Below are 20,221 nucleotides of genomic sequence, written 5' to 3'. Positions count from 1 at the left end.
CATGTCGACGGACTTCCTGCCCGGGAAGACCCGGTCGCTCGCCGACGGCGCCACGCTGGTCTGCATCTTCGTCGCGGTGCTGATGCTGGTGCCGGCACGCCTGGTGTTCAAGGGAATTCCGCTGTCGCTCACGCCCGGCAACGTGGCCGCGCTGTTCGCGGGCATCTGCTGGGTGTGCGCCCAGCTCACGTTGACACTCGGCATGGCCAAGGGCCGGACCCCGGTCCGCACCGGCCTGTTCGTCTACATGATCGCCGTGGTGATGTCCTACGGTTACGCCAACTACGGGCCGCTGCCGGCCGACGAGGTGAAGCTGTCCGACCACGCCATCGTGCTGGTCGCCGGCAACTGCGCCGTCGCGCTGATGATGAACGACGGCGTGCGCGGCCTGATCCGGCTGGACAAGGTGCTCAAGACCGGCGTCGTGTGCGGGGCCGGCGTCGCGCTGGTCGGCTGCTGTCAGTTCCTGCTCAAGCTCGACCTCACCAAGTACATGGTGCTGCCCGGCCTGCGCGCCACCTCCGACGACAGCGCCGTCCAGACCCGGGACGCGTTGGCCCGCGTCGCCGGAACCACCGGCCACCCCATCGAGTTCGGCGTGCTGTGCGCCATGTTGCTGCCGCTGGCCGCGCATTTCGCCTTCCAGGCCAAGCAACGCGGCGAGCCGGCGCTGCGCTGGTGGATCTGCTGCGGCATCATCGCCGCCGGCATGATGTTCTCGGTCTCGCGGTCGGCGGTGCTCAGCATCCTCGGCGCCGCGGTTGTGCTCTTCCTTGGCTGGCCGGCGAAACGGCGCTGGTACACGCTGTTGGTCGGGGCGGTGTTTCTCGGGGTCATCAAGGTGGCGGTGCCCAGCTTGCTCGGTGCGCTGGTCGATCTGTTCGCGAACATCGGCAACGACAGCAGCATCTCGCACCGCACGTATGCGTCTGCCGTGGCGGCCAAGCAGATCAGCCTGCATCCGCTGTTCGGGCACGGGCCGGGTACCTGGTACGCCGGCAAGCATGAGGTGTTCGACAACCAGTACATTCTGTCCACAGTGGAGACCGGGTTCGTTGGTGTTGCGGCGTTCGCGAGCATCTTCCTGTGTGCCTTCTACTCTGCGTTGAGAGCTCGTTACCTGAGCAAGGATCCGGGTGCGCGTGACCTGGCCCTGACCATCTGCGCCTGCCTTGTTGCGCCGTTGATCGGCTCCGCGACGTTCGATCTGCTCGGCTTCGCCACGGTTACCGGCTTCACGTTCGTGCTGGTGGGGGCGGCAGGGTCGTTGTTGCGGACCGCCAAGCAGTTGGCACCGCATGAGGACCAGTTCGGGGTGTTGTACTGGGTTCGGTACCGGTGGGCGTGGTTGCGGGGGCTGGTGTTGCGGAGGCGTCGGGCTGAGGCGATGCCGGAGCCGGTGGGGTGAACCCGCGAGTCCCGCTCTCAGGCAACTGAAGTACCGGTTCCGTGTACCTGGGTCCTGTCGTGGTGGGATGGTTGCCGATAGCGCGAGTCCCGCTCTCGGCTTACAGCGAGTCCCGCCCTCGGGCCATTTCCGGGGTGGTTGCGTGAAGTGGTAGGGCCCGAGGATGGGACTCGCCTGCCGAGAGCGGGACTCGCGTTTCTGACTTGTGCCCGCGGATCTGGGTTCTTGTGCCGGCGGGGCTGGGCTCTTGTGTGGTCGGACCTCGTGGAGGTCAGCTGGCGCAGGGGAGGGGGGCTACGGTGGAGGTGATGGCGTAGTTGGCGTCGATGGTCACGATGGTGTTGTCGGACCAGCGGATCTGGGAGCAGGTGGACTCCACGGGGGCGTACTCCCAGGACTTGTCGACCATGCGGTTGCCGGTGACCACGGCGGTGCCGCCGAACTTCTTGACCTGGATGGAATAGGTGCCGCCGGCCAGCAGGTTGTTGGTGACGGTGACGTTGTTCTGCTGGTCGGTGAGGAAGACCGGCGCGGTGATGTCCTTGACGCCGCGCTCGTCCAGGGTGTTGTGGTCGAGCACGATGTTGTTGCCGGCGCCGTAGCTCTGGATGCCGTCGGAGTGGTCCCCGGGGTTCGAGCAGATGCGCGCGTACGAGTCGTGCACGTTGACGTCGCTGCCGCCGGCCTGGAAACCGTGGCTGTGGTTCTGCACGAGCACGCCGCGCGCGGTGAACGAGCCCTGGCCGACGCCGGGCAGCGAGTCGCAGCCGGTCGGCTTGCCGACGGTGGAGTCGAGGATCGTGAACGAGTAGTAGCCGTTCCCGTACTGGTCGTCGACCCAGCCGTCGATCTGGCTGTTGCGGACGGTCACGTTGTACGCGGTGATCAGCAGGTTGCCGGCGATGTGCACGCTGTCGAGCACGGCCCCGTTGTCGGTGACGCGGTAGCCGTCGCCGTCGGGCACATTGGGGGCGAGGTCCTTGAGCTTGGTGCCGGGCGGGACACCGGTGCAGGACGGGTTCGGATAGGCGGGGCAGCGCCCGGCGCCGGAGCGGCCGGCCGGCGGCGTCGAGGGCGAGCCGGCGGGCGTGGAGCTGGTTGTCGCCGTGGACGACGGCGGAGACGTGGTGGTGCTGGAGGCAGCCGTGGTGCTGCCGGCGGTCGTGGTGCTCGGGGTGGTGCGCACCGGATCGGCCACGGGTGTCGATCCGGTGCACGCTGTCAGCAGCATCGCCGCCGCCCCGACAACCACGACGGTTCTGGCATGTCTCATGGTGATCTCTCCAAAGTGGACTTCAGTTCGGCCCAGGAGCCGGCGCCGGCGTCGCGCGGGCTGACCACGGTGACCGGTTGCGGCCAGGCGATGGCCAGGTCGGCGTCGTCGTAGCGGACGGCCAGGTCCTCGGCGGGGTCGTGCTCGCGGTCGATCCGGTAGCAGACGTCGGCCTGCTCGGTCAGGGCCTGGAAGCCGTGCAGCAGACCCGGTGGCACGTAGAGCGTCGCGAACGTCTCATCGTCCAGAAGGAACGATTCGACCCGCCCGAAGGTGGGCGAGCCCGGGCGGGCATCCACCAGCACGTCGTGCACGGCGCCGCGGGCGCACCGCACCAGCTTGGCCTCGCCCCGCCCGCCGCGGCCGTGCATGCCGCGGATGGTGCCCTGTCGGGAGCGGGACTGGCTGTCCTGAAGGAAGTTCGCGCCGTCCACGCCGTGCTTCTCCCCGATGGCCAGGTCGAAGGTCCGGGTGAACAGCCCCCGGTCGTCCCGGTGCGGGGTGGGCAGGAAGAGCAGCACGCCGTCGATGCCGGCTGGTTCCACACGCATCAGTGACTGGTTCCCGTCAACGGGTGCTCGCGTCGGCCGACCACTGCACGTCGGCGTTGCCCTTGGCGCGCGTGAGGATTCGGTCGAGCACGAGCACGGTCAGATAACAAGCGGCGTCCACAGGGGACACCGAGCGCCTGGTGATCAGCGAGCCCAGCGCGCTCAGTCGGAGTTGGCCCTCGGGGGCGGGCCGGCCCATCGCGGCCAGTTGCCGGTTGCCCTGGCGCAGCCGGACCCGGCGGCGCAGATGGGCCCGCACGGTCCGCGCCGGCCGCACCACCGACTCCGCCGACGGCACGACAGTCCGCTCCAGCGGGGTGAACGACCGGTGCACCCAGCCGTCGTCGGAGATGATGTCGGGCAGCGGAAACGCCCTGGCGTGCCCGTCCTTGGACAGCACGTACACGCCGACGCCGGACAGCACCCGACTCGGGGCGATCAGCCGATCGTGTACCCGGTGCACCCGCTTGGCGATCCAACTGGCACCGGCCAGGTCCCACCGCGGCACCGGCGCGCAGGCCAGGATGCCGGGCCGGTCCAGCGCGGCCACCAGCTCGCGCACCGACCGGGTGCTCAGCTCGATGTCCGCGTCCAGATACACCCGGGGAAAGTCCCGGCAGGCGTCGTCGCCCAGGCGCAGCGCGTGCGCCTTGCCGCCGTGCGGGGTGTCGATCACCCGCACGCCGTGCTGCCGCGCCACCGCGGCGGTGTTGTCGGTGCACGCGTTCGGCACGACGACGACGTCGAACTCGTCCTCGTCGGCATCCGCGAGCAGCGTGCTCAGGCAGCGCCCGAGCACGGCCTCCTCGTTGTGGGCGGGTATGACGATGCTGGTCATCGCCGACCCCGCAGCAGTCGCATCATGGGCAGTTCCACCGTGTTGTACAGCAGCCAGGCCGCCACCACGGTGACGACCAGCAGCCCCGCAGTCAAGCCCAACGACCCGACCGTGGACAGCGAGCCGAGGTGGAAGGCCTTGCCGACGAGGCGGATGACGATCTGGTGCAGCAGATAGAACGCGAACGAGATGTCGCCGAGCCAGACCAGCACCGGGTGCCGCCACGGCGACCACCTGCCCTCGGTGTCGGCGACGGCGGCCGCGGCGACCAACAGTGCGATCGGGATGACCGTGCCGGCGACGTTGCCGAACATGCCGGGCAGATAGGCGCACAGCCAGTAGGCGAGCACGCACAGCAGCATCGATGGCAGCAGCCCGACGCGAATCCACCGACCGCTGGCCACGATCCGGGCCAGCACCATGCCGAGCGCGAATTCCAGGGCCCGGGTGACCGGGAAGACATAGGACAGCCAGTACGCCGTCGAGGTCGGCAACGGCAGCACCAGAACCGGCACCAGCAGCACCATGGCGACCAGGGCGATGGCCACCGGCCACAAATGCCGTTCGGACAGCCGGCGAATCCAGAAATACAGCAGCGGGAACGCGAAGTAGAACGCCGCTTCGCAGGACAGCGACCACGCCGGCGTGTTCCCGCCGAAGTACACGCCCTGCACCGGAACCCAGGCCTGGAGCAGGAAAAGACCGACGACCGACGACGCCACGTTGAAACCGCGCGGGCTGGCGTAGATGATGCCGGCCAGCGCGATCAGCCAGGTCACGACGTGATTGGGCACGATCTTCGCCGCGCGCCGCCGCCACACCGTGCGGGCCGGCATGCCCGGCTTTCCCGACCAGAACAGCACGAAGCCGGAGAGCAGGAAGAAGAAACCGACGCCGACCGCGCCCTGGCCGAAGACCAGGGCCAGCAGCCACCGCGCGGTCGGGTCGGGCACGATGTTCTCCGCGTGCACGTGGAACCCGAACACCAGCAGCGCCGCCGCGAACCGCAGGCCGGTCAGGGACGGCAGGCGCGTGAAGACGGCGGCCGGGCCCCGCTCGGGGGCGCCGACCGCCGTCCGTTCGCTCACGCCAGGGCCGCGGTGTAGGCGGACAGCAGCGCCTTGCGGGAGTTCGCCCACGACAGCGGTCCGGCCACGCGGGCCCGGCCCAGCTCGCCCATGCGCTTGCGCTCGGCCGGGTCGTCGAGCAGCTTGACCACCAGCTTGGCGAACTCGGACTCGTCGTTGGCCGCGGCGTAGACCGCCGCCTCGTCCGCCGAGACCCGCGCCTCGACCAGGTCGAAGGACACGATCGGCTTGGACATGGCCATGTATTCCATGATCTTGTTCATGGTGGAGACGTCGTTGAGCGGGTTGAGCGGGTCGGGCGCCAGGCAGACATCGGCGGTCGACAGGTAGCGCAGCAGGTCGGCGTCGCTGACCCGGCCGGTGAACTCGACGCAGTCGTCCAGCCCCAGCTCGTGGGACAGCGCCACCATCTGCTCGAAGGTGTCGCCGGAGCCCATGAAGACCGCGTGCCAGTCGGTGCGCCCGAGTTCGTCCCGGATCCGGGCCAGCGAGCGTAAGGCGTAGTCCACGCCGTCCTGCGGGCCCATCACACCGAGGTAGCACAGCAGGTGCGGCTTGCCCTTCTTGAGCTCCTCCTCCGGCGGCACCTCGTGGAAACGCTCCACCACCGGCGCGCTGCGGACCACGAAAACCTTGTCCGGGGCCATGCCACCGCGCTTGAGGGCCACCTGCCGGTAGCTCTCGTTGGTGGAGATCACCACGTCGGCGGTGCGGAAGGTGGACTGCTCCAGCCGGCAGACCGCGCGGTACAGAAAGTCCTCGCCGCGGTTGAACCGCGACAGGTACAGCTCCGGCACCAGGTCGTGCTGGTCGAAGACGAACTTGGCGCCGCCCCGCTTGAGCCAGCGGGCCACCAGGAAGAGCAGGTCCGGTGGATTGCAGGCGTGCACCACGTCCACCGGCCCGATCCTGCGGGCCAGCCGGAAGGTGTGCCACACCGCGGCGGAGTACTCGAACAGGTAGCCACGGGGTCCGCCGGTGGCCGCCTTGAGCGGATACCGGTGGATCTTCACCCCGTCGATCTCGGCGTACGGTTCCCGGTCCTGTTTCGTCCCCTGTGGACAGATCACGTGCACGTCCCAGCCGGCCTCGCGCAGCGCCTTGCTCTCCTGCCACACGCGGCGGTCGAACGGGACGGACAGGTTCTCCACCAGGATGAGTGCTTTACCAGCCAAGGCCCACGTATCCAGGTCGTTCCCGGCGCAGCTCGGCGTCGGGGAGGCGGACGAGGTCGACAATCACGCGCTCACCAGGGTCGGCGAGCGCCGCCAGGACGGCGTCGTCCCGGCATCCGATGACACAGACGTCGGCATGCGCCATGACATCGGAGACTGAGGTGGACAGCAGCTCGCCCAGGTGCGGCAGCCGGCCCTCGATGTACTCGCGGTTGGCCCCCATCAGCCGGGACAGGGTCACGTTCGCGTCGTAGATGCGCAGGTCGTAACCCTTGCCCAGGAGGCGTTCGGCCAGCTCCACCAGCGGGCTCTCGCGCAGGTCGTCGGTGCCCGGCTTGAATGACAGGCCGAACAGGCCCACCCGCCTGCGGCCGGTGGCGGCGATGAACTCGAACGCCCGCCTGAGGTGTTCCTCGTTGGACGGCAGCACGTGCGAGAGCAGCGGCACCGACACGTCAGCCCGCCGGGCCGCATACACCAGGCCGCGCAGGTCCTTGGGCAGGCACGAACCGCCGAAGGCGAAGCCGGGCCGCAGGTACGCCGGGCTCACGTTGAGCTTGCGGTCGGCCAGGAACACGTCCATCACCCGGTGCGAGTCCAGGTGCAGCGCCCGGGACACCGCGCCCAGCTCGTTGGCGAAGGCGATCTTGAGGCCGTGGAAGGCGTTGTCAGCGTACTTGGTCATCTCGGCCACCGGCACCGGCACCCGGAACACCTCGCCCGGCAGGCCCTCGTACAGTGCGGCCACCACGTCCCCGCTGGCGGTGTCGAACTCGCCGATCACCGTCTTGGGCGGGTCGAAGAAGTCGCGGACGCTGGTGCCCTCCCGCAGGAACTCCGGGTTCACCGCGACGCCGAAGTCCACGCCGGCGGTCAGGCCCGAGGCCTTTTCCAGGATCGGCAGCAGCAGGTCCAGGCAGGTGCCCGGCAGCATGGTGCTGCGGAACACCACGGTGTGCCGGCCGCCCTTGGCCGCCAGTGCCGCGCCGATCTCCTCCGAGACCCGCTCCAGGTACTCCGTGGACAGGCTGCCGTTGGGGGCCGAGGGAGTGCCGACGCAGATGAGCGACACGTCGGTCTCGGCGATCGCGTCGGCCACGTCGGTGGTGGCCCGCAACGCCCCGCTGGCAACAACTTCCGCGGTCAGCTCGCCGATGCGCTCCTCGACCACCGGGGCCTTGCCCGCGGCGATCAGGTCCACCTTGATCTGGTTCACGTCCACGCCGACCACGCGGTGGCCCTGTGCGGCAAGACAAGCCGCCGAGACACACCCCACGTAGCCGAGCCCGAACACGCTGATCTTCATCTGCGATGCCTCCATGGCGCTCGACGTGCGCGCACCCATTGATCGGGGAAGGCAACGGCCTCGTTACCTCTTCAGGTTCCGCAACCCTCGGGCCACTCGGCGCAATCCCGGTGCCAGCGGGGAGGATTTGGCCGCGGCGACCACGCCGTCACCCAGTCGGCGCAGGGCCAGCCGGCTCGAACTGCGGGTCACGATCCCTTGGCAGACCTGGGTTTCGCCGGTCTTGGCCCGGCGCTTGTACTCGTCGTCGCCGCGGCCCAGATCGATCCGCTCGATGCCCAGCGCGGGCGCCGCGATGACTAGTTCACGCAACAACATCCAGCCCGGCGCGAGCCGGCCGTGCTCGGGCGCGTACACCGGAAACCACCAGTGCAGCACGGAATCCGAGCGGATGCCGAAGTGAGCAGCGATCAAGTTCGGGCCGGCGTGCAGTGTGGACAGCAGTCCGCCGAAGCTCGCGTCCCGGGTGCGCAGCAAGCGGTGCAGGAGCTTGCGCCGATCGGGCTCGGCGAAGAAGTCCCTTGCGCCGGTTGCCCGATACTGGCCACGCTTGAGTTCCACCAGTTGGTCCAACAGCTCCCCGTCGACCACGTCGACCTGGAACTTCACCGGCCCCAGCTCGCGCTCGGCCTTGGCCGTGCGCCGCCGGGCCTGGGATATGTTGTCCCGCCCCGACTTCGAGGCCCGGCCGAGATAGCCGTCCAGGCCGCCGCGCACGTCCACGTACGGCGACACCCGGCGGGACCGGATCCACGGCTCGAATGCCGCGACGCCCTCCACCAGATGATCGAACTCGAACGACCGGACGCCTGCGGAGAGCAATGCCAAGGGGGAGAACGACTCCGAAGGGCGCACGAGCGGACCCTGGAAGTCGGCGCCCGGCCACCCGACCGGCCGTAGCATCGATCCCTCACGGTGACCGGGCAGCAACGCGCGGATGGCGCCGGCCTGGTCGCCGTCCACCGCGACGTGCACGGTCCGTCCGCTTTCGTGCACGGCGGCGGCGAATCCCGGGTGGAAGTAGGGACTGTCCAGCGCCGGGTTGTCCGCGCGGATGGCGTGCCAGGCGTCGAGCTCGCGGGGGCCGAGCTCGTCGAACCGCAGCCAGCGCATCAGCCGGCCAACGTCTGGATTCGGCGGGATGGCCGCAGCAGCGCGGCCACCGAGGCCCGCGAGGTCTGTCGGCCGGCCATCGCCCGCGCCGATTCGCCCAACACCACAGCGATGTAGTAGGCAAGTGCGGGCATGAAGCCGCGCCGGCGCCGGAACAGGCGCACCTTGTTCACCGCCAACAGCGCGGCCAGCATGGGATTGGTGTCCGAGTCGCCGCCGATGTGCTCGACCACCGCCGCCGGTTCGTACCACAGCGACCAGCCGAGGTCGGCCGCGCGCAGCGCGAACTCGGTCTCCTCGCTGTAGAGCAGGAAGGACTCGTCCCACGGCCCGGTCTGCAGCAGCGCGTCGACCGAGATGAGCATCGCCGCCCCGGTCGCCCAGGCCGCCGGCGCAGCCCGCTCGTACTCGCGCGGATCTGTTACCAGTTCACCGAGTTTGCCGATTCGTCCAGCTCGGGTGCCGCCGATCACCGCTTCCACCAATGCTCTACGCACAGTGGGTGTGCGGCGCAGCGACGGCTGCAGCGAGCCATCCGGATTGACCAGTCGTGGCACGGCGATGCCGCGGCCAGGCACTGTCAGTACGTCCGCCAGCGTGGCCAGCCCGCCGGGGGCCAGCCGGCAGTCGGGGTTGATCACCAGCACCGAGTCCAGCGTGGCCAGGTCCAGTTGGTTGACCCCGGCGTTGATGCCGGCGGCGTAGCCGGCGTTGCGGCCCATGTGGACCGTCCTCATCGGAAGGTCGGTGAACGTCTCGGCCAGGTCGAGCGTGCCGTCGCGGGAGGCGTTGTCGACCACGACGACGTCGGTCAGCTCGACGCCCTCGGCGCCGCGCGCCAGGGAACGCAGGCAGTCGCCCAGCACCGGCGCGCTGTTGTACGTGACGACCACGATCGCGGTCCGTGCCCTCATGTGCACGTCATCGTGCGCCGGGCGGCGCTCGTTACCACCGCGCATATTCCCTAATGGTGTTGCGGGGCAACGGCCTTGGCGTCAGCCGCGCAACCGCTTCACCGCGCGTGCGGCCGTTCGGCGGGCACGCAGGGGCAAGGACGGCTGCCCGGTCAGCACCTCGTGCGCCCACTTGGGTCCGATGTCGTGGTGCAGACTGTTGCGGGGTTGCAGCCAGGAGTCGGCAGTGGCCCGGCCGCCGTCGCTGGTGTAGACCCGCCGCACACCCGCACGGCGTAGTCGGCGCAGCACATGCCGGTCGTAGGAGCCGAAGGGAATGGCCACCTCGGTGACCGGCTCGCCGGTCAGCTCGGCCAGGACCTTGTTGGCCTGCCCGATCTCCTCGCGCGCCTGCTCGTCGGTCAGCCGCCGCCAGTCCCGGTGGGCCCAGCCGTGCGAGCCGATCCGCATGCCGGCCCGCATCAGCTCGTGCAGTCCGGGCAGGTCGAGCCGGCCGGGCTGTCCCAACAGCCCGGCCAGCACGAAGAAGTCAGCCTTCAGACCTCGTTCCACCAGACGCGGCAACGCGATCCGCACATCGGAGGCGTTGCCGTCGTCGAAGGTGATCCGCACATCCGATCGCCCCACCGCCGCGTCCAGCACCTGTTCGAACTGTTCGACGGTGACCCAGGTGCGGTCCTCGTCGGGTTCCAGTGGGCGCTCGGTCGGTCCGATCCCGTGCACCGTCAGGTTCACGACCGACACCGACATGAGCGTCCCACCTCCAGCGAACCCTGACCGATCGCTTGGGATATCGGACGTTCCGGTCGAATCCGTTACAGGGTAGGAGAGTTACCTAGCCCATGTCGTGGAATACCACGCTGCCGTCCGGCGCAGCCCGGTCTCCAGGCTAGTACGTGGACGCCAGCCGAGCAGTTCACCGGCCGGCCCGATGTCGGCCACCTGGGCCCGGTCCAGCGGCCGGTCGGCGACGGCCCCGAAGCGCGGTTGCTGGTGCGCCCCGATGATTTTCGCCAACAGCTCCACGGTGTCCCGGATCGACAGCTGGCTGCCCGACGCGATGTCGAACACCTGCCCCGGCGCCCGTTCCGAGCCGGCCGCGGCCAGGAACGCGTCGACCACGTCGTCGACGTATATCCAGTCCACCAACCGGGTTCCGCTGGTCAGCGCCGGGGACTCACCGCGTAGCAACGCCGTTGTCACGTACGGGATGAGCTTGCGCAGATCCTGTTGCCCCGGGCCGTACACCATGCCGATGCGCAGCGTGGTGACCGGCACGTCCCAGAGTTGGTGGAACATCCGCGCGTAGCCCGACACAGCCCACTTGGCCACCGCGTACGGGGAACACGCCACCGTGTCGCCGTCCTCGGGTCGCGGCTCCTCCACCGAGCCGGCCAGCACCAGCCGGCCGGTCGGCACGGCGTCGGCGACCGCCGTGAGCAGGTTGACCGCGCTGTCCAGATTGCTCTCCAGGGTGGGCCGGACCAGCCGGACCTCCCGCGCGCCGGTGACCTCGCTGGCGAGGTGGAACACCACTTCCGGATCCGCCGCACGCACCACGTCGCTGACCTGGTCGGCGTCGCAGAGGTCGGCGACGTGCCACGTCACCGCGTCCTCCGCGCGCACCCGCCGGCTCACCGCGTGCACGACGGCGCCGAGCCTGGTCAGCCTCTTCACCAAGTGGGAACCGATGAACCCGGTCGCGCCGGTCACCAGTGCCCGCACCCCCAGCCAGCCGGCCATGTCAGTACGCACCCTGTCCGCTGAAGACCGCGCGCACGGTCTTCCACAGGATCACCGCGTCCAACGCCAGCGACCAGTCCTCCACGTACCGCAGATCCAGCCGCAGCGCTTCCTCCCACGGCAGGTCGCTGCGTCCGCTGATCTGCCACAGCCCGGTCAGCCCCGGCTTGACCAGCAGCCGCCGCCCGGCGTCCGAGCCGTACTGCTCGACCTCGTGCGGCAGTGGCGGCCTCGGCCCCACCAGGGACATCCCGCCGGTGAGCACGTTGACCAGCTGCGGCAGCTCGTCCAGCGAGTACCGCCGCAGCAGCCGGCCCGGCCCGGTGATCCGCGGGTCCTGGCGCATCTTGAACAGCGGGCCCGCGCCCTGGTTGCTGGCCCGCAGCTGGTCGAGCAGCGCGTCGGCGTTGACCACCATGGTGCGGAACTTCCACATGGTGAACGGCTTGCCGCCGCGGCCGATCCGCTTCTGGCGGAACAGCACCGGACCGCGGTCGTCGGCCTTGACGATCACCGCGATGGCCAGCAGCACCGGCGTCAGCAGCGTCAGTAGCACCAGCGCGCCGACCCGGTCGACGATGTTCTTGATCACCCGCTTGGCCCGGCCGAACGTGGGCGCCTGCACCCGCAGCAGCGGCAGGCCGACCACACCGGACACGTGCAGCCGCGGCCCGGCCAGCTCCATCAGCACCGGCGCGACCACCAGCTCCGACTCGGTGTCCTCCAGCTCCCAGGCCAGTCGCTGCAGCTGCATGGGGGTCCAATAGGGATCCGACGCCACCGCGACCACCCGGTAGCCGCCGGGCTGAGCCCGCTCGGTCAGGTCGCCGAGCCCGCCGACCACCGGCACGCCGGCGACCTCCTGCGTGCCGTCCTGGCCGAAGCCGTCCGGCGTGCACACGGCCTCGACCCGCCAGCCGTTGTGCGGCTCCTTGCGGGTGCGGGTGATCAGGTCGGCCGCCCACTCCACGCTGCCCGCGGCCATCACCGGCAGCAGGCACTCACCCTTGCCGCGGCGGCTGTGCAGCAGCCGGCGCAGCAGATAGCGGCCGGGGAACGCGATGACCCCGACCGCCGGCACGACGAAGAACACCCACAACCGCAGGTGCGTCAGCTCGAAGGCGACGCCGGCCACCGACAGTGTCACGGCGGTGGCGATCAGCGCCTTGCCCAGTCTTCGGAACTCCTCGGCGCCCTGACCCAGGACCTTGGGGTCCCAGGCGCGGTTGGCCGGCAGCGCGGCGACCACGATGAGCAGCGCGGCCACGCTGACCAGCCGGGGCAGCTGGCCGAGGTAGTCGGGCAGCTCGCGTCCGATCAGGACGGTCGCGAGCAGGGTGGCGATCGCGGTGGCCAGCACATCGGACATGATCACCGCGGTGCGGTACCGGCTCTCCCACACGGTCAGCGGCGACCGGTGGTGCCGGTGCCGGCCGCGGAATCGGGTGGACGTGACGGCCAACAGGTGCGAGTGCTCGTGCGGCAGCAGTGCCATCCTCGGGGTCCCCCTCGGTTGCCCTCTCATACGCATTCCCTTGTGCAGGACCGACTGCGACGACCTCAACGGTGTTGGATCAAGGAGAACGAGGTGGACGTCCACGATCCTTCTCGGGTTTCGCACACGGCGCGTTACAGCGTCACTTTCGCTTTGCTGGCAACAAAACCCGCGATGACCACCCGGTCGAGGGACGACGTGCTGCACTCGGCTCAGCGGCGTTGCTGCGTTTGCCGCAGTCACCCTCATGTCGGCTACCGACGGTGACAACAGCCCCGCCGGCGTGGTCGCGGATTGGGCTGAACGGCCGCATAACCCCGGCGGGGGTGGCGCAGTTGAACCGGTTGCGGCCCCACGGGGTCGTAACGTCGGGGCCCCGGGCTCGATGTGCGGGGCATCTGACGTCTCTAGTGGAGTGGAGTGCCGGTATGCGTGTCACCTTCGTGTGTCCGACACCGGTTGTCGGTGCGCAGGTGATCCAGGGATATGCCGACGAGTTGGCGGCCCGTGGCCACGAGATCAGCGTGGTCCGGCTGCGTGCGCGGGCCGGGCTGCGAGTGCCCGGCTGGTCGCGCAGGGGCCGCGGCCTGTCCTCGGTGCGGGTCGTGACGACCGCACGGTTGACCCCGGACTGCGTGCCGGACGGGGATGTCGTGCTGGCGACCGACGCCAGCACGTCGAAGCTGCTGCCCGCGTTGTCCGACCGCCACGGTCGGGCAGGGCAGCTGGTTCAGTCCCGTGAGCAGTGGGGGGCGGACCCTGAGTTGCGGCTGGCCGTGCCCAAGATCGCCACGTCGGAGCGCCTCGCCGGCGTCCTGAATGGACTCGGTGTGCCCAGCTCCGCCGTGACAGTCGTGTCGCAGGGGCTCAACCTCGCGGTCTTCCGGCCGCCACATCCGGCGCTACCGCGCGGGCACCGGGTGAGCGTGCTGGTCGGACCGGACTCCGGGGCGGCGACCGCGTTGGAGGCGTTGGAACGGACCCGGGCCCTGTTGCCCACCATGGAGGTCACCGCCTTCGGCGAAGGTCGCCGCCCGGAGCAGCTCCCCAGCTGGATCCGCTACCTGAGGTCGCTGCCCACCTACGAGCTGGTGCGCCAGGTGTACCAGCGTGACGCCGTCCACCTCGGCAGCGCGGCGAGCGCGGCCCGGGCGATGGCGTGCGGCTCGGCGGTGGTCGGCGTCCGCGGCAGCGCCGTGTCCGAGTTCGCCGAGCACGACCGGGACAGCCTGCTGGTCGAGCCGGGCGACGCGCACGCCATGGCCGAGTCGCTGGTCCGGCTGATGCTGGACCGCGAGCTGCGCCTGCGGCTGGTCGGCGGCGGTCTGCGCACCGCGGCGGCCATGGACGGCGCCGCGTCGGCGGTGGCCCTGGAGAAGGTGCTGCACACCTGGACCCGCGTTCAGGTCTGAGTCTGACGACTCTGCCCCCGGAACTCGGCGATCACCGCGCCGTCCGCCCGCGTCACCGTCACGTCGTAGATGCCGTTGCGCCCGAAGCGGTCGCGCTCGGTCGCCCTTGCGACGAGCTCGTCGCCCAGCGCCGCCGGCCGCAGGAAGGTCACCTGGCCCGACTGGGCGACAGTCACCGGGCCGTAGCTGTTGCACGCGTAGGCGAACGCGGTGTCGGCGAGCAGGAACACGTAGCCGCCGTGGGCGATGCCGTGCCCGTTGAGCATCGGCTCGGTGACGGTCATCGTGGCGGTGGCCTGGCCGGGCTCGTCCTGCTCGATGACGATGCCCAGCGACTTGCTGGCGTGGTCGCGGTCGTACACGGCGTCAACCATGCCGCAGCGCGATCTCCAGTTCCAGCCGGCGGACCGGGTCGTGGATGAGGTGGCCGGCGAGCCGGTCGATCTGGTGCATGCGGTAGCGCACGGTCTGCGGGTGCACGTCGAGGCGGGCGGCGATCTCGTTGACCCCGCCGCGGGTGTCGAGCCAGGCCAGCAGCGTGGCCGACAGCCGCTCGCGCTGCTTCGGGGTGAGGCCGGCGAACGGGGCCAGGCAGCGGCGGCTCAGCTCGTCGAGCAGGAAGTCGTCGGCGTGCAGCAGCAGGGTGAGCAGATGGTCGTCGCAGCGCACGACCGGGCCGGCGATGACGCCGCGCTGGGCCAGGACAACCGCGCGGCGGGCCAGGATCAGCGACTGCCGGGCCTGGGCCAGCGGCACGGTCGGGCCGACGGCGAGCAGCGCCGCGGTGCGGTGGACCACCTGGTCGGGGTGGGCGGTGAGGATGCAGCTGCCGTCGGTCAGGCCGTCGGCCGGCGCCGGGGTGTCGGCGGTGAGGGCGATCACCGCGACGCTCGGCGGCAGTGGCCAGTCGGCGGCAAGCGCTTGCGCCTCAATCGATTCCGTGGGCGTCGGCGGGTCGGCCAGGATCAGCCGCAGCAGCTGCGTCCGCTGGCGTTCGTCGCCGGCGGTGGCCTGGCGCCGCGCCTCGGCGTAGCCCTCGACGGCGACCCGGCACAGCTCGTCGACGTAGGCGAAGATCGCCTCGGCGGTGAGCAGCAGCACGTCCGGCGGGATGCCGAGCTCGCGGCCGGCGCTGGACAGGTTGCGCCACGCGACGCGGGCCCCGACCCGGACCGCGGTCTGCAACGACTCGGTGCCGCGGCCCTCGCTGAACTCGACCCGGCCGACGTATCTGAACCAGGCAGTCCACTCCGTGCTCTCGGCCCGCGGGTTGCCGACGCTGTCGAAGCAGTGCACGATCGCCCGCTCCACACCGCCGACCAGAACCTGGCCGAACTTGCCGCGCAGCGGGCGGGCGTAGGCCGGGACCGCGTGCTGGATCTCGCGGACCACGTCCCGGGCCAGCCGGCCGGCATACGGGCGGAAGCGGGCCCCGAGGTGACTGGGCACGCGGGCCCACAGCTGGCTCGCGTCGGTGCGGACAGCCGTCATCGCTCGCCACCTCGTTGTGACACCGGAATTCTGCTGCTGCGACCTTACTGTCCGCTGTCAAAGGCGAGCCGGTTCTTGTCAGTCCTTTCACAGCTTTTCCGACCGCGGCTTGTCAGCCGGTGACAAACCCCCGCGAGTCCCGCTCTCAGGCACACCGAATGCAGGTTTCGTGCACAAGGCCGCCCTGCCACAGGCAAGGCGGCCTTGTCGTCACGCGGTCGGTTTCGCGGCCAGGGTCAGGTCGATGGTGTTGCCGGGGCCGCTGGCCAACGCGCTGATGAATCCGGTGAACGGACCGCAGCCGGTGAGCGGGGCGATCGCGTAGCCACCGCTGAGCTTGCCGCCCTTGAGCACGTCGAAGCCGGGGCCGGAGGTCATCCTGACCACCGACGGCTTACTGGTGCCGCAGGAGTTGGACCGGCTGATGGGCAGCCCGAACACACTGATCTGCGGCATCTTGATGGTCAGCTTGGAGGTCGCGTCCAGTGCGCCGTTGGTGACGGCGCCGGTGGTCTTGCCCTCGGGCCGGAAGGCGATCCTGGTGGTGACCGGCAGGAAGCCGAACATGCTGAACCTGGCGGTGGTCGGGTCGAGGGCCAGGTCGGCGGTGTACTTGCCGGTGCTCAGGTCGAGCTTAGCGGTGATGCCGCCGTTGATCGGCACCGTGCCGTGCAGGCTCTTGAGCACCGAGCGGCCCTTGATGCCGTAGCTGTAGGTGATACCGCCGGGGGCCGTTGTCGTGGTCGGCGGTGCGGTTGTTGTCGTGGTTGTTGTTGTGGGCGGCGGAGTTGTCGTAGTGGTGGTGGTCGTTGGGGGCGGGGTGGTCGTGGTGGTGGTCGGCGGCGGGCCGTCGGACACCTGGAAGCTGATCAGCTGCGCGTCCTGGCCCGGGTTCAGGGTGCAGTCGGAGGTGAAGGTGCCCAGGCCGGTCGGCGTGCCGTCGGCCTTCTTCGGCGTCAGCGTGGTGGAGAAGCCGCCGACGCTCACGGTGGTGGTGCCGGCCTTGGTGATCGTCGCGGTCGGCACCGGGCCGGAGGCCACCGTGTCGAACGAACCCGAGGCCGGCACCGGCGTGGACGGGATGGTCAGGCCGGGAATGGTGATGTCCAACGGGGTTCCGGCCTCGTTCAGCGTCACGCCGGCCTGCGCGGTGCCCTCGATGGTGGTCGCGCCGACCAGCTGTAGGCCCTGCGTGGCGGTGGGCGGAACCGTTGCCGTGGCTGAGAAGTCGGTCGTCACCAGATCGCCGCCGACAGTGTCCGGAGTGGACATGGTGGCCTTGATCCGCACCGCCAGCGTCTGGTTGCCGATCAGCGGGAAGGGACAGGTGAACGTCAGCGTCTTGTCCACCGCGGTGGATGCCGCCGCCGACACGCCGGCCCCGACGGCCAGGCCGGTCAGCACCAGCGCGGCCGCGGTGGCCGCCCCCAATGTTCGATGATTCACAGCCGTCCTTCTTTCGTGTTGTCAGCCCCGAGAAGAGAACGTGTCTGCCGGCCGAAGTTAATGAGGGCCTTACCGGCCGGCAAGAAGGGGCGGGAAAGTTGCGGTTCCCTGACAGATTTGGTGTTGTGGGAATTGCTCACCCCGTGACAAGAACCTAGGCTCGAACTCGTGACGCGCGACTATCCCGAAGCGCCCGTGCCGGCCGGCCACAGCGAGCCGGCGCCCCGCCGCGTGCGGGGAGTGCTGGGCGGCCGGACCGTCTTCGACACGACCGACGCCCGCTACGTCTGGGAATGGCCCTTCTATCCGCAGTACTACATCCCCGTCGCCGACATCGATCCGGACGTGCTGGTCGACGAGGACCATGTGCAGCAGCTGCGCCACGGGCCCGCCCGCCGGCACGGGCTGCGCGTCGACTCGGCCAGCTTGCCCGGCACGGTCCGGGTGTTCGAGGACGGCCTGGTCAAGTTCGACTGGGACGCCTTGGATTCCTGGTTCGAGGAGGACGAGGAGATCTTCGTCCACCCGCGCAACCCGTACACGCGGGTGGACGCGCTGCGCTCGACCCGGACGGTCCGGGTGGAGCTGGACGGGCTGGCGCTGGCCGAGTCCTCCTCGCCGGTGCTGGTGTTCGAGACCGGGCTGCCGACCCGCTACTACCTCAACCGCACCGAGGTCGACTTCTCCCACCTGGTGCCGTCGTCGACCGAGACGGCGTGCCCGTACAAGGGGCGGACCACCGGGTACTGGTCGGTGCGTTCCGGCGACACCGTGCACGCGGATCTGGCCTGGTGCTACGACTTCCCGACCCGGCAGCTGCTGCCGATCGCCGGGATGATCGCCTTCTACAACGAGAAGGTGGACGTGTTCGTGGACGGGGTCGAGCTGGCGCGGCCGCAGACGCACTTCTCGTAGTCAGACTTCCGTAAGGATCTTCACGGCCCACTCGTGGTTAGGGTGGAGTCGTGCGGAAGTTACTGCTGGCCATGGCTTTGCTGCTCGTCGGTGGCTGCGCCGCACCGGTGGCCGCTCCGGTGGCGACTGTCTCGTCCTCGACCGCCTTGCCGTCTTCGGGGCCGGGCGTCTTGACGTGGTCGGCGTGGCCGGCCGCGCTGCACGACGCCCGGCACAGCGGATCGTCCACATCGGATGGTCCGGTGTCGGGCACCGTGCGGTGGCGGCGGAACCTGGAAGGCGCGGTGACGCCCGGCCCGGTCATCGGCTTGGATGGCACCATCTACGCCTCGTCGTCGGCCGGCGTGCTGCACGCCATCGATCCGGCGACCGGCGAGGACCGGTGGACCTACGACTCGGGGTACACCGGCGGCGGTGATCTTTCGGTGTCCTCACTGGTATTGCCCAGTGGGGACATCGTGTTCGCTACGCCCGGTCCGCGGCTGTTGGTGCTGTCCCCGGCTGGCCAGCTGCTCTGGTCGGTGGTGCTGCCGGGAACGCCGACCTCGCCGGCCACCGTGGACGGCAAGGTCGTCTACGTCGGAGACCTCGCCGGGCACGTCAGCGCCATCGACGTCGGCAGCCGCCGTCTACTGTGGACCGTCTCGGTGGGGCAGACGTCATACGGGTCCGTGGTCACCGACGGGTCGCGGATCTACACCACCGCCGACGCTGGCGTCACCGCCGTCGACGCCAGCGGCGCGGTCCGGTGGCACCGCGACCCGCACGACGACATCACCGAGGTGTCGGCCGGATTAGGGCCGGACGGCACGGTTCTGTTGGGCACCAACGGCTCCCGTGAGTGGGCCTACCACCCGGATGGGTCGCAGGCGTGGAGCGTGCCGCGCTTCATCACCTACTCGTCGCCGGCCGTCACCGCCAGCGGGCTGGCCTACGTCGGTGATCACGGCGGCACCGTCACCGCGTTCGACGTGACGACCGGCAAGGTCGCCCGGTCGTACAAGGTCGATGGTCAGGAGATCTGGAGCTCCACCGTGCTGGATCGTTCCTACCGGCTGTACTACGCCAACCAGGCCGGCCATGTCTTCGGTCTTTCCCCCGACGGCCACGTGCTGTTCGACGTCAACGTCGGCGCCCCGGTCGACTCCTATCCGGCTCTCTCGGCCGACGGTCACCTGATCGTCGGCTCCCGCAACGGCGTTCTCACGTCCATCGGTTAGGGATTTCGGGCGGGGATTGTGCGTCCGTGACAAATTCTGTCGGCCGTCTTGTCGGCTTCGCTCGGGCAGGTCGACCCTGCCCGCATGATTCGCCCCGCATCTGCTGCCCTGCTCCTGGGCCCTCTGCTGCTCACTGCCTGCGGCGCGCCACCACCCGCCCCTGACCCGGACGCCCCGGCCATCGCCTGGGCCGCAAGCGTTTGCCGCGCCACGCCCTCGATCACCGCCGCCCCGCAACAGACCCCTGCCGACCTGGCCTCCTTCCTCGACACCCTCGCCGCAGGCCTGGCCAAGGAGGCCGCCGCCATCCGTGCCGCCGGCCCGCCGCCCGTGCCGGATGGCTCCTCGGCCGTGGCCAAGGCCCTGGCCACCATCGACTCCGCCCAGGAGTCCTTGCACCAGGCCAGATCCCGTCTCGCTCAGGTGGCCCCCGGCGACGATGCCGGGTTGTCCCAGGCCGTCGCCGACGTGAACACGGGGATGGCCGCCCTGAGCGATGCCGGCGACCCCAAGACCACCCTCCGGCAGAACGCCGCGCTCGACCGCGCCTTCACCAAGGCCGAGGGCTGCTAAGAGTGTGAGTGTCTCCAAGACCTACAAACCCCGCCGTGGAGATCGCCAACCGCCACAAACCCGGGAGGTTTGGGGTGGTTGGAGACCTGGCCCGGCATGGTTTGGGTGTCTTGGAGACACTCAAACCCTGAGTTTGTCGGGGCTGCGCAATGGTTGGGTCGTGGAATTTATCCGCCTCTGACAAGTTTCCGGCCGGCGTCCACTTTTCCTTGTGAGGCCGGCTACTCGTGGGTAGCGTCCGCCGGCAGGCAATTCTCGGC

Annotated in this window: 19 protein-coding genes; 5 read left to right on the top strand and 14 right to left on the bottom strand. The window is 69.8% G+C overall.

Features of this window, described 5'->3' with window-relative positions; genetic code table 11:
• The first annotated feature begins 1 nt into the window (after position 1).
• Entirely contained in the window at positions 2 to 1,408 is a 1,407-nt protein-coding gene (locus tag JJ691_RS30865) for an O-antigen ligase family protein (protein WP_211763110.1), read from the top strand.
• 271 nt (positions 1,409 to 1,679) lie between these two features.
• Here JJ691_RS30865 and JJ691_RS30860 read toward each other — a convergent pair whose 3' ends face one another.
• From JJ691_RS30860 to JJ691_RS30810, 11 genes are all read right to left on the bottom strand, one after another.
• Entirely contained in the window at positions 1,680 to 2,681 is a 1,002-nt protein-coding gene (locus tag JJ691_RS30860; RefSeq protein WP_211763109.1) for a hypothetical protein, read from the bottom strand.
• Positions 2,678 to 3,232, bottom strand: a complete 555-nt coding sequence (locus tag JJ691_RS30855; RefSeq protein WP_211763108.1) for a dTDP-4-dehydrorhamnose 3,5-epimerase family protein — start codon at positions 3,230 to 3,232, stop codon at positions 2,678 to 2,680. The genes JJ691_RS30860 and JJ691_RS30855 overlap by 4 nt, the downstream gene beginning before the upstream one ends.
• A gap of 16 nt (positions 3,233 to 3,248) precedes the next feature.
• Positions 3,249 to 4,070, bottom strand: coding sequence for a glycosyltransferase (locus JJ691_RS30850; protein ID WP_211763107.1), 822 nt, complete (start codon positions 4,068 to 4,070; stop codon positions 3,249 to 3,251).
• Positions 4,067 to 5,158, bottom strand: a complete 1,092-nt coding sequence (locus JJ691_RS30845; RefSeq protein WP_211763106.1) for an acyltransferase family protein — start codon at positions 5,156 to 5,158, stop codon at positions 4,067 to 4,069. The genes JJ691_RS30850 and JJ691_RS30845 overlap by 4 nt, the downstream gene beginning before the upstream one ends.
• Complete coding sequence (locus tag JJ691_RS30840; protein WP_211763105.1) at positions 5,155 to 6,333, bottom strand: glycosyltransferase family 4 protein; 1,179 nt, start codon at positions 6,331 to 6,333, stop codon at positions 5,155 to 5,157. The genes JJ691_RS30845 and JJ691_RS30840 overlap by 4 nt, the downstream gene beginning before the upstream one ends.
• Positions 6,323 to 7,639: a nucleotide sugar dehydrogenase gene (locus JJ691_RS30835; RefSeq protein ID WP_211763104.1), complete on the bottom strand. Its 1,317-nt coding sequence runs from the start codon at positions 7,637 to 7,639 to the stop codon at positions 6,323 to 6,325. The genes JJ691_RS30840 and JJ691_RS30835 overlap by 11 nt, the downstream gene beginning before the upstream one ends.
• A gap of 63 nt (positions 7,640 to 7,702) precedes the next feature.
• Positions 7,703 to 8,752, bottom strand: coding sequence for a GNAT family N-acetyltransferase (locus tag JJ691_RS30830; protein WP_211763103.1), 1,050 nt, complete (start codon positions 8,750 to 8,752; stop codon positions 7,703 to 7,705).
• Positions 8,752 to 9,666, bottom strand: a complete 915-nt coding sequence (locus JJ691_RS30825; RefSeq protein WP_211763102.1) for a glycosyltransferase family 2 protein — start codon at positions 9,664 to 9,666, stop codon at positions 8,752 to 8,754. The genes JJ691_RS30830 and JJ691_RS30825 overlap by 1 nt, the downstream gene beginning before the upstream one ends.
• A gap of 81 nt (positions 9,667 to 9,747) precedes the next feature.
• On the bottom strand, positions 9,748 to 10,416 hold the full coding sequence (locus JJ691_RS30820) for a polysaccharide deacetylase family protein (protein WP_211763101.1): 669 nt from the start codon (positions 10,414 to 10,416) through the stop codon (positions 9,748 to 9,750).
• Positions 10,417 to 10,497: 81 nt separating this feature from the next.
• Entirely contained in the window at positions 10,498 to 11,409 is a 912-nt protein-coding gene (locus JJ691_RS30815; protein ID WP_211763100.1) for an NAD-dependent epimerase/dehydratase family protein, read from the bottom strand.
• A gap of 1 nt (position 11,410) precedes the next feature.
• Positions 11,411 to 12,904 carry a sugar transferase gene (locus JJ691_RS30810; protein ID WP_442912486.1) on the bottom strand — a complete coding sequence of 498 codons (1,494 nt, stop codon included), beginning with the start codon at positions 12,902 to 12,904 and terminating at the stop codon, positions 11,411 to 11,413.
• A 428-nt stretch (positions 12,905 to 13,332) separates the two neighbouring features.
• On the opposite strand from JJ691_RS30810, the gene JJ691_RS30805 reads away from it, so the two are divergent.
• Positions 13,333 to 14,316 carry a glycosyltransferase gene (locus JJ691_RS30805; protein WP_211763098.1) on the top strand — a complete coding sequence of 328 codons (984 nt, stop codon included), beginning with the start codon at positions 13,333 to 13,335 and terminating at the stop codon, positions 14,314 to 14,316.
• On the opposite strand, the gene paaI is transcribed toward JJ691_RS30805, so the two are convergent.
• From paaI to JJ691_RS30790, 3 genes are all read right to left on the bottom strand, one after another.
• Entirely contained in the window at positions 14,307 to 14,690 is a 384-nt protein-coding gene (gene paaI / locus JJ691_RS30800) for a hydroxyphenylacetyl-CoA thioesterase PaaI (RefSeq protein ID WP_211763097.1), read from the bottom strand. The two genes, JJ691_RS30805 and paaI, sit on opposite strands and share 10 nt — an antisense overlap.
• Positions 14,683 to 15,807, bottom strand: a complete 1,125-nt coding sequence (locus JJ691_RS30795) for a helix-turn-helix domain-containing protein (protein ID WP_211763096.1) — start codon at positions 15,805 to 15,807, stop codon at positions 14,683 to 14,685. Before JJ691_RS30795 ends, paaI begins: the two co-directional genes overlap by 8 nt.
• Before the next feature lie 210 nt (positions 15,808 to 16,017).
• Positions 16,018 to 17,253 carry a DUF6801 domain-containing protein gene (locus JJ691_RS30790; RefSeq protein ID WP_211763095.1) on the bottom strand — a complete coding sequence of 412 codons (1,236 nt, stop codon included), beginning with the start codon at positions 17,251 to 17,253 and terminating at the stop codon, positions 16,018 to 16,020.
• A 168-nt stretch (positions 17,254 to 17,421) separates the two neighbouring features.
• Between JJ691_RS30790 and JJ691_RS30785 the strand changes: the two genes are divergently transcribed.
• From JJ691_RS30785 to JJ691_RS30775, 3 genes are all read left to right on the top strand, one after another.
• Positions 17,422 to 18,168 (top strand): DUF427 domain-containing protein, encoded by a 747-nt coding sequence (locus JJ691_RS30785; protein WP_211763094.1) that lies wholly within the window; start codon positions 17,422 to 17,424, stop codon positions 18,166 to 18,168.
• A gap of 50 nt (positions 18,169 to 18,218) precedes the next feature.
• Complete coding sequence (locus JJ691_RS30780) at positions 18,219 to 19,388, top strand: outer membrane protein assembly factor BamB family protein (RefSeq protein WP_211763093.1); 1,170 nt, start codon at positions 18,219 to 18,221, stop codon at positions 19,386 to 19,388.
• Positions 19,389 to 19,472: 84 nt separating this feature from the next.
• Positions 19,473 to 19,961, top strand: coding sequence for a hypothetical protein (locus tag JJ691_RS30775; protein WP_211763092.1), 489 nt, complete (start codon positions 19,473 to 19,475; stop codon positions 19,959 to 19,961).
• The last annotated feature ends 260 nt before the right edge of the window (positions 19,962 to 20,221 follow it).

Source organism: Kutzneria sp. CA-103260 (genome assembly GCF_018263855.1).
GTDB lineage: Bacteria > Actinomycetota > Actinomycetes > Mycobacteriales > Pseudonocardiaceae > Kutzneria.
This window is presented reverse-complemented; position numbering and strand designations above follow the sequence as displayed.

Bases quoted from the DNA above. Each gene is read 5' to 3' on its own strand.
- JJ691_RS30860 (WP_211763109.1), bottom strand. From the start codon at position 2,681: ATGAGACATGCCAGAACCGTCGTGGTTGTCGGGGCGGCGGCGATGCTG.
- JJ691_RS30815 (WP_211763100.1), bottom strand. From the start codon at position 11,409: ATGGCCGGCTGGCTGGGGGTGCGGGCACTGGTGACCGGCGCGACCGGG.
- JJ691_RS30810 (WP_442912486.1), bottom strand. From the start codon at position 12,904: ATGGCACTGCTGCCGCACGAGCACTCGCACCTGTTGGCCGTCACGTCC.
- JJ691_RS30835 (WP_211763104.1), bottom strand. From the start codon at position 7,639: ATGAAGATCAGCGTGTTCGGGCTCGGCTACGTGGGGTGTGTCTCGGCG.
- JJ691_RS30795 (WP_211763096.1), bottom strand. From the start codon at position 15,807: ATGACGGCTGTCCGCACCGACGCGAGCCAGCTGTGGGCCCGCGTGCCC.
- JJ691_RS30805 (WP_211763098.1), top strand. From the start codon at position 13,333: ATGCGTGTCACCTTCGTGTGTCCGACACCGGTTGTCGGTGCGCAGGTG.
- JJ691_RS30855 (WP_211763108.1), bottom strand. From the start codon at position 3,232: ATGCGTGTGGAACCAGCCGGCATCGACGGCGTGCTGCTCTTCCTGCCC.
- JJ691_RS30865 (WP_211763110.1), top strand. From the start codon at position 2: ATGTCGACGGACTTCCTGCCCGGGAAGACCCGGTCGCTCGCCGACGGC.
- paaI (WP_211763097.1), bottom strand. From the start codon at position 14,690: ATGGTTGACGCCGTGTACGACCGCGACCACGCCAGCAAGTCGCTGGGC.
- JJ691_RS30825 (WP_211763102.1), bottom strand. From the start codon at position 9,666: ATGAGGGCACGGACCGCGATCGTGGTCGTCACGTACAACAGCGCGCCG.
- JJ691_RS30820 (WP_211763101.1), bottom strand. From the start codon at position 10,416: ATGTCGGTGTCGGTCGTGAACCTGACGGTGCACGGGATCGGACCGACC.
- JJ691_RS30775 (WP_211763092.1), top strand. From the start codon at position 19,473: ATGATTCGCCCCGCATCTGCTGCCCTGCTCCTGGGCCCTCTGCTGCTC.
- JJ691_RS30830 (WP_211763103.1), bottom strand. From the start codon at position 8,752: ATGCGCTGGCTGCGGTTCGACGAGCTCGGCCCCCGCGAGCTCGACGCC.
- JJ691_RS30850 (WP_211763107.1), bottom strand. From the start codon at position 4,070: ATGACCAGCATCGTCATACCCGCCCACAACGAGGAGGCCGTGCTCGGG.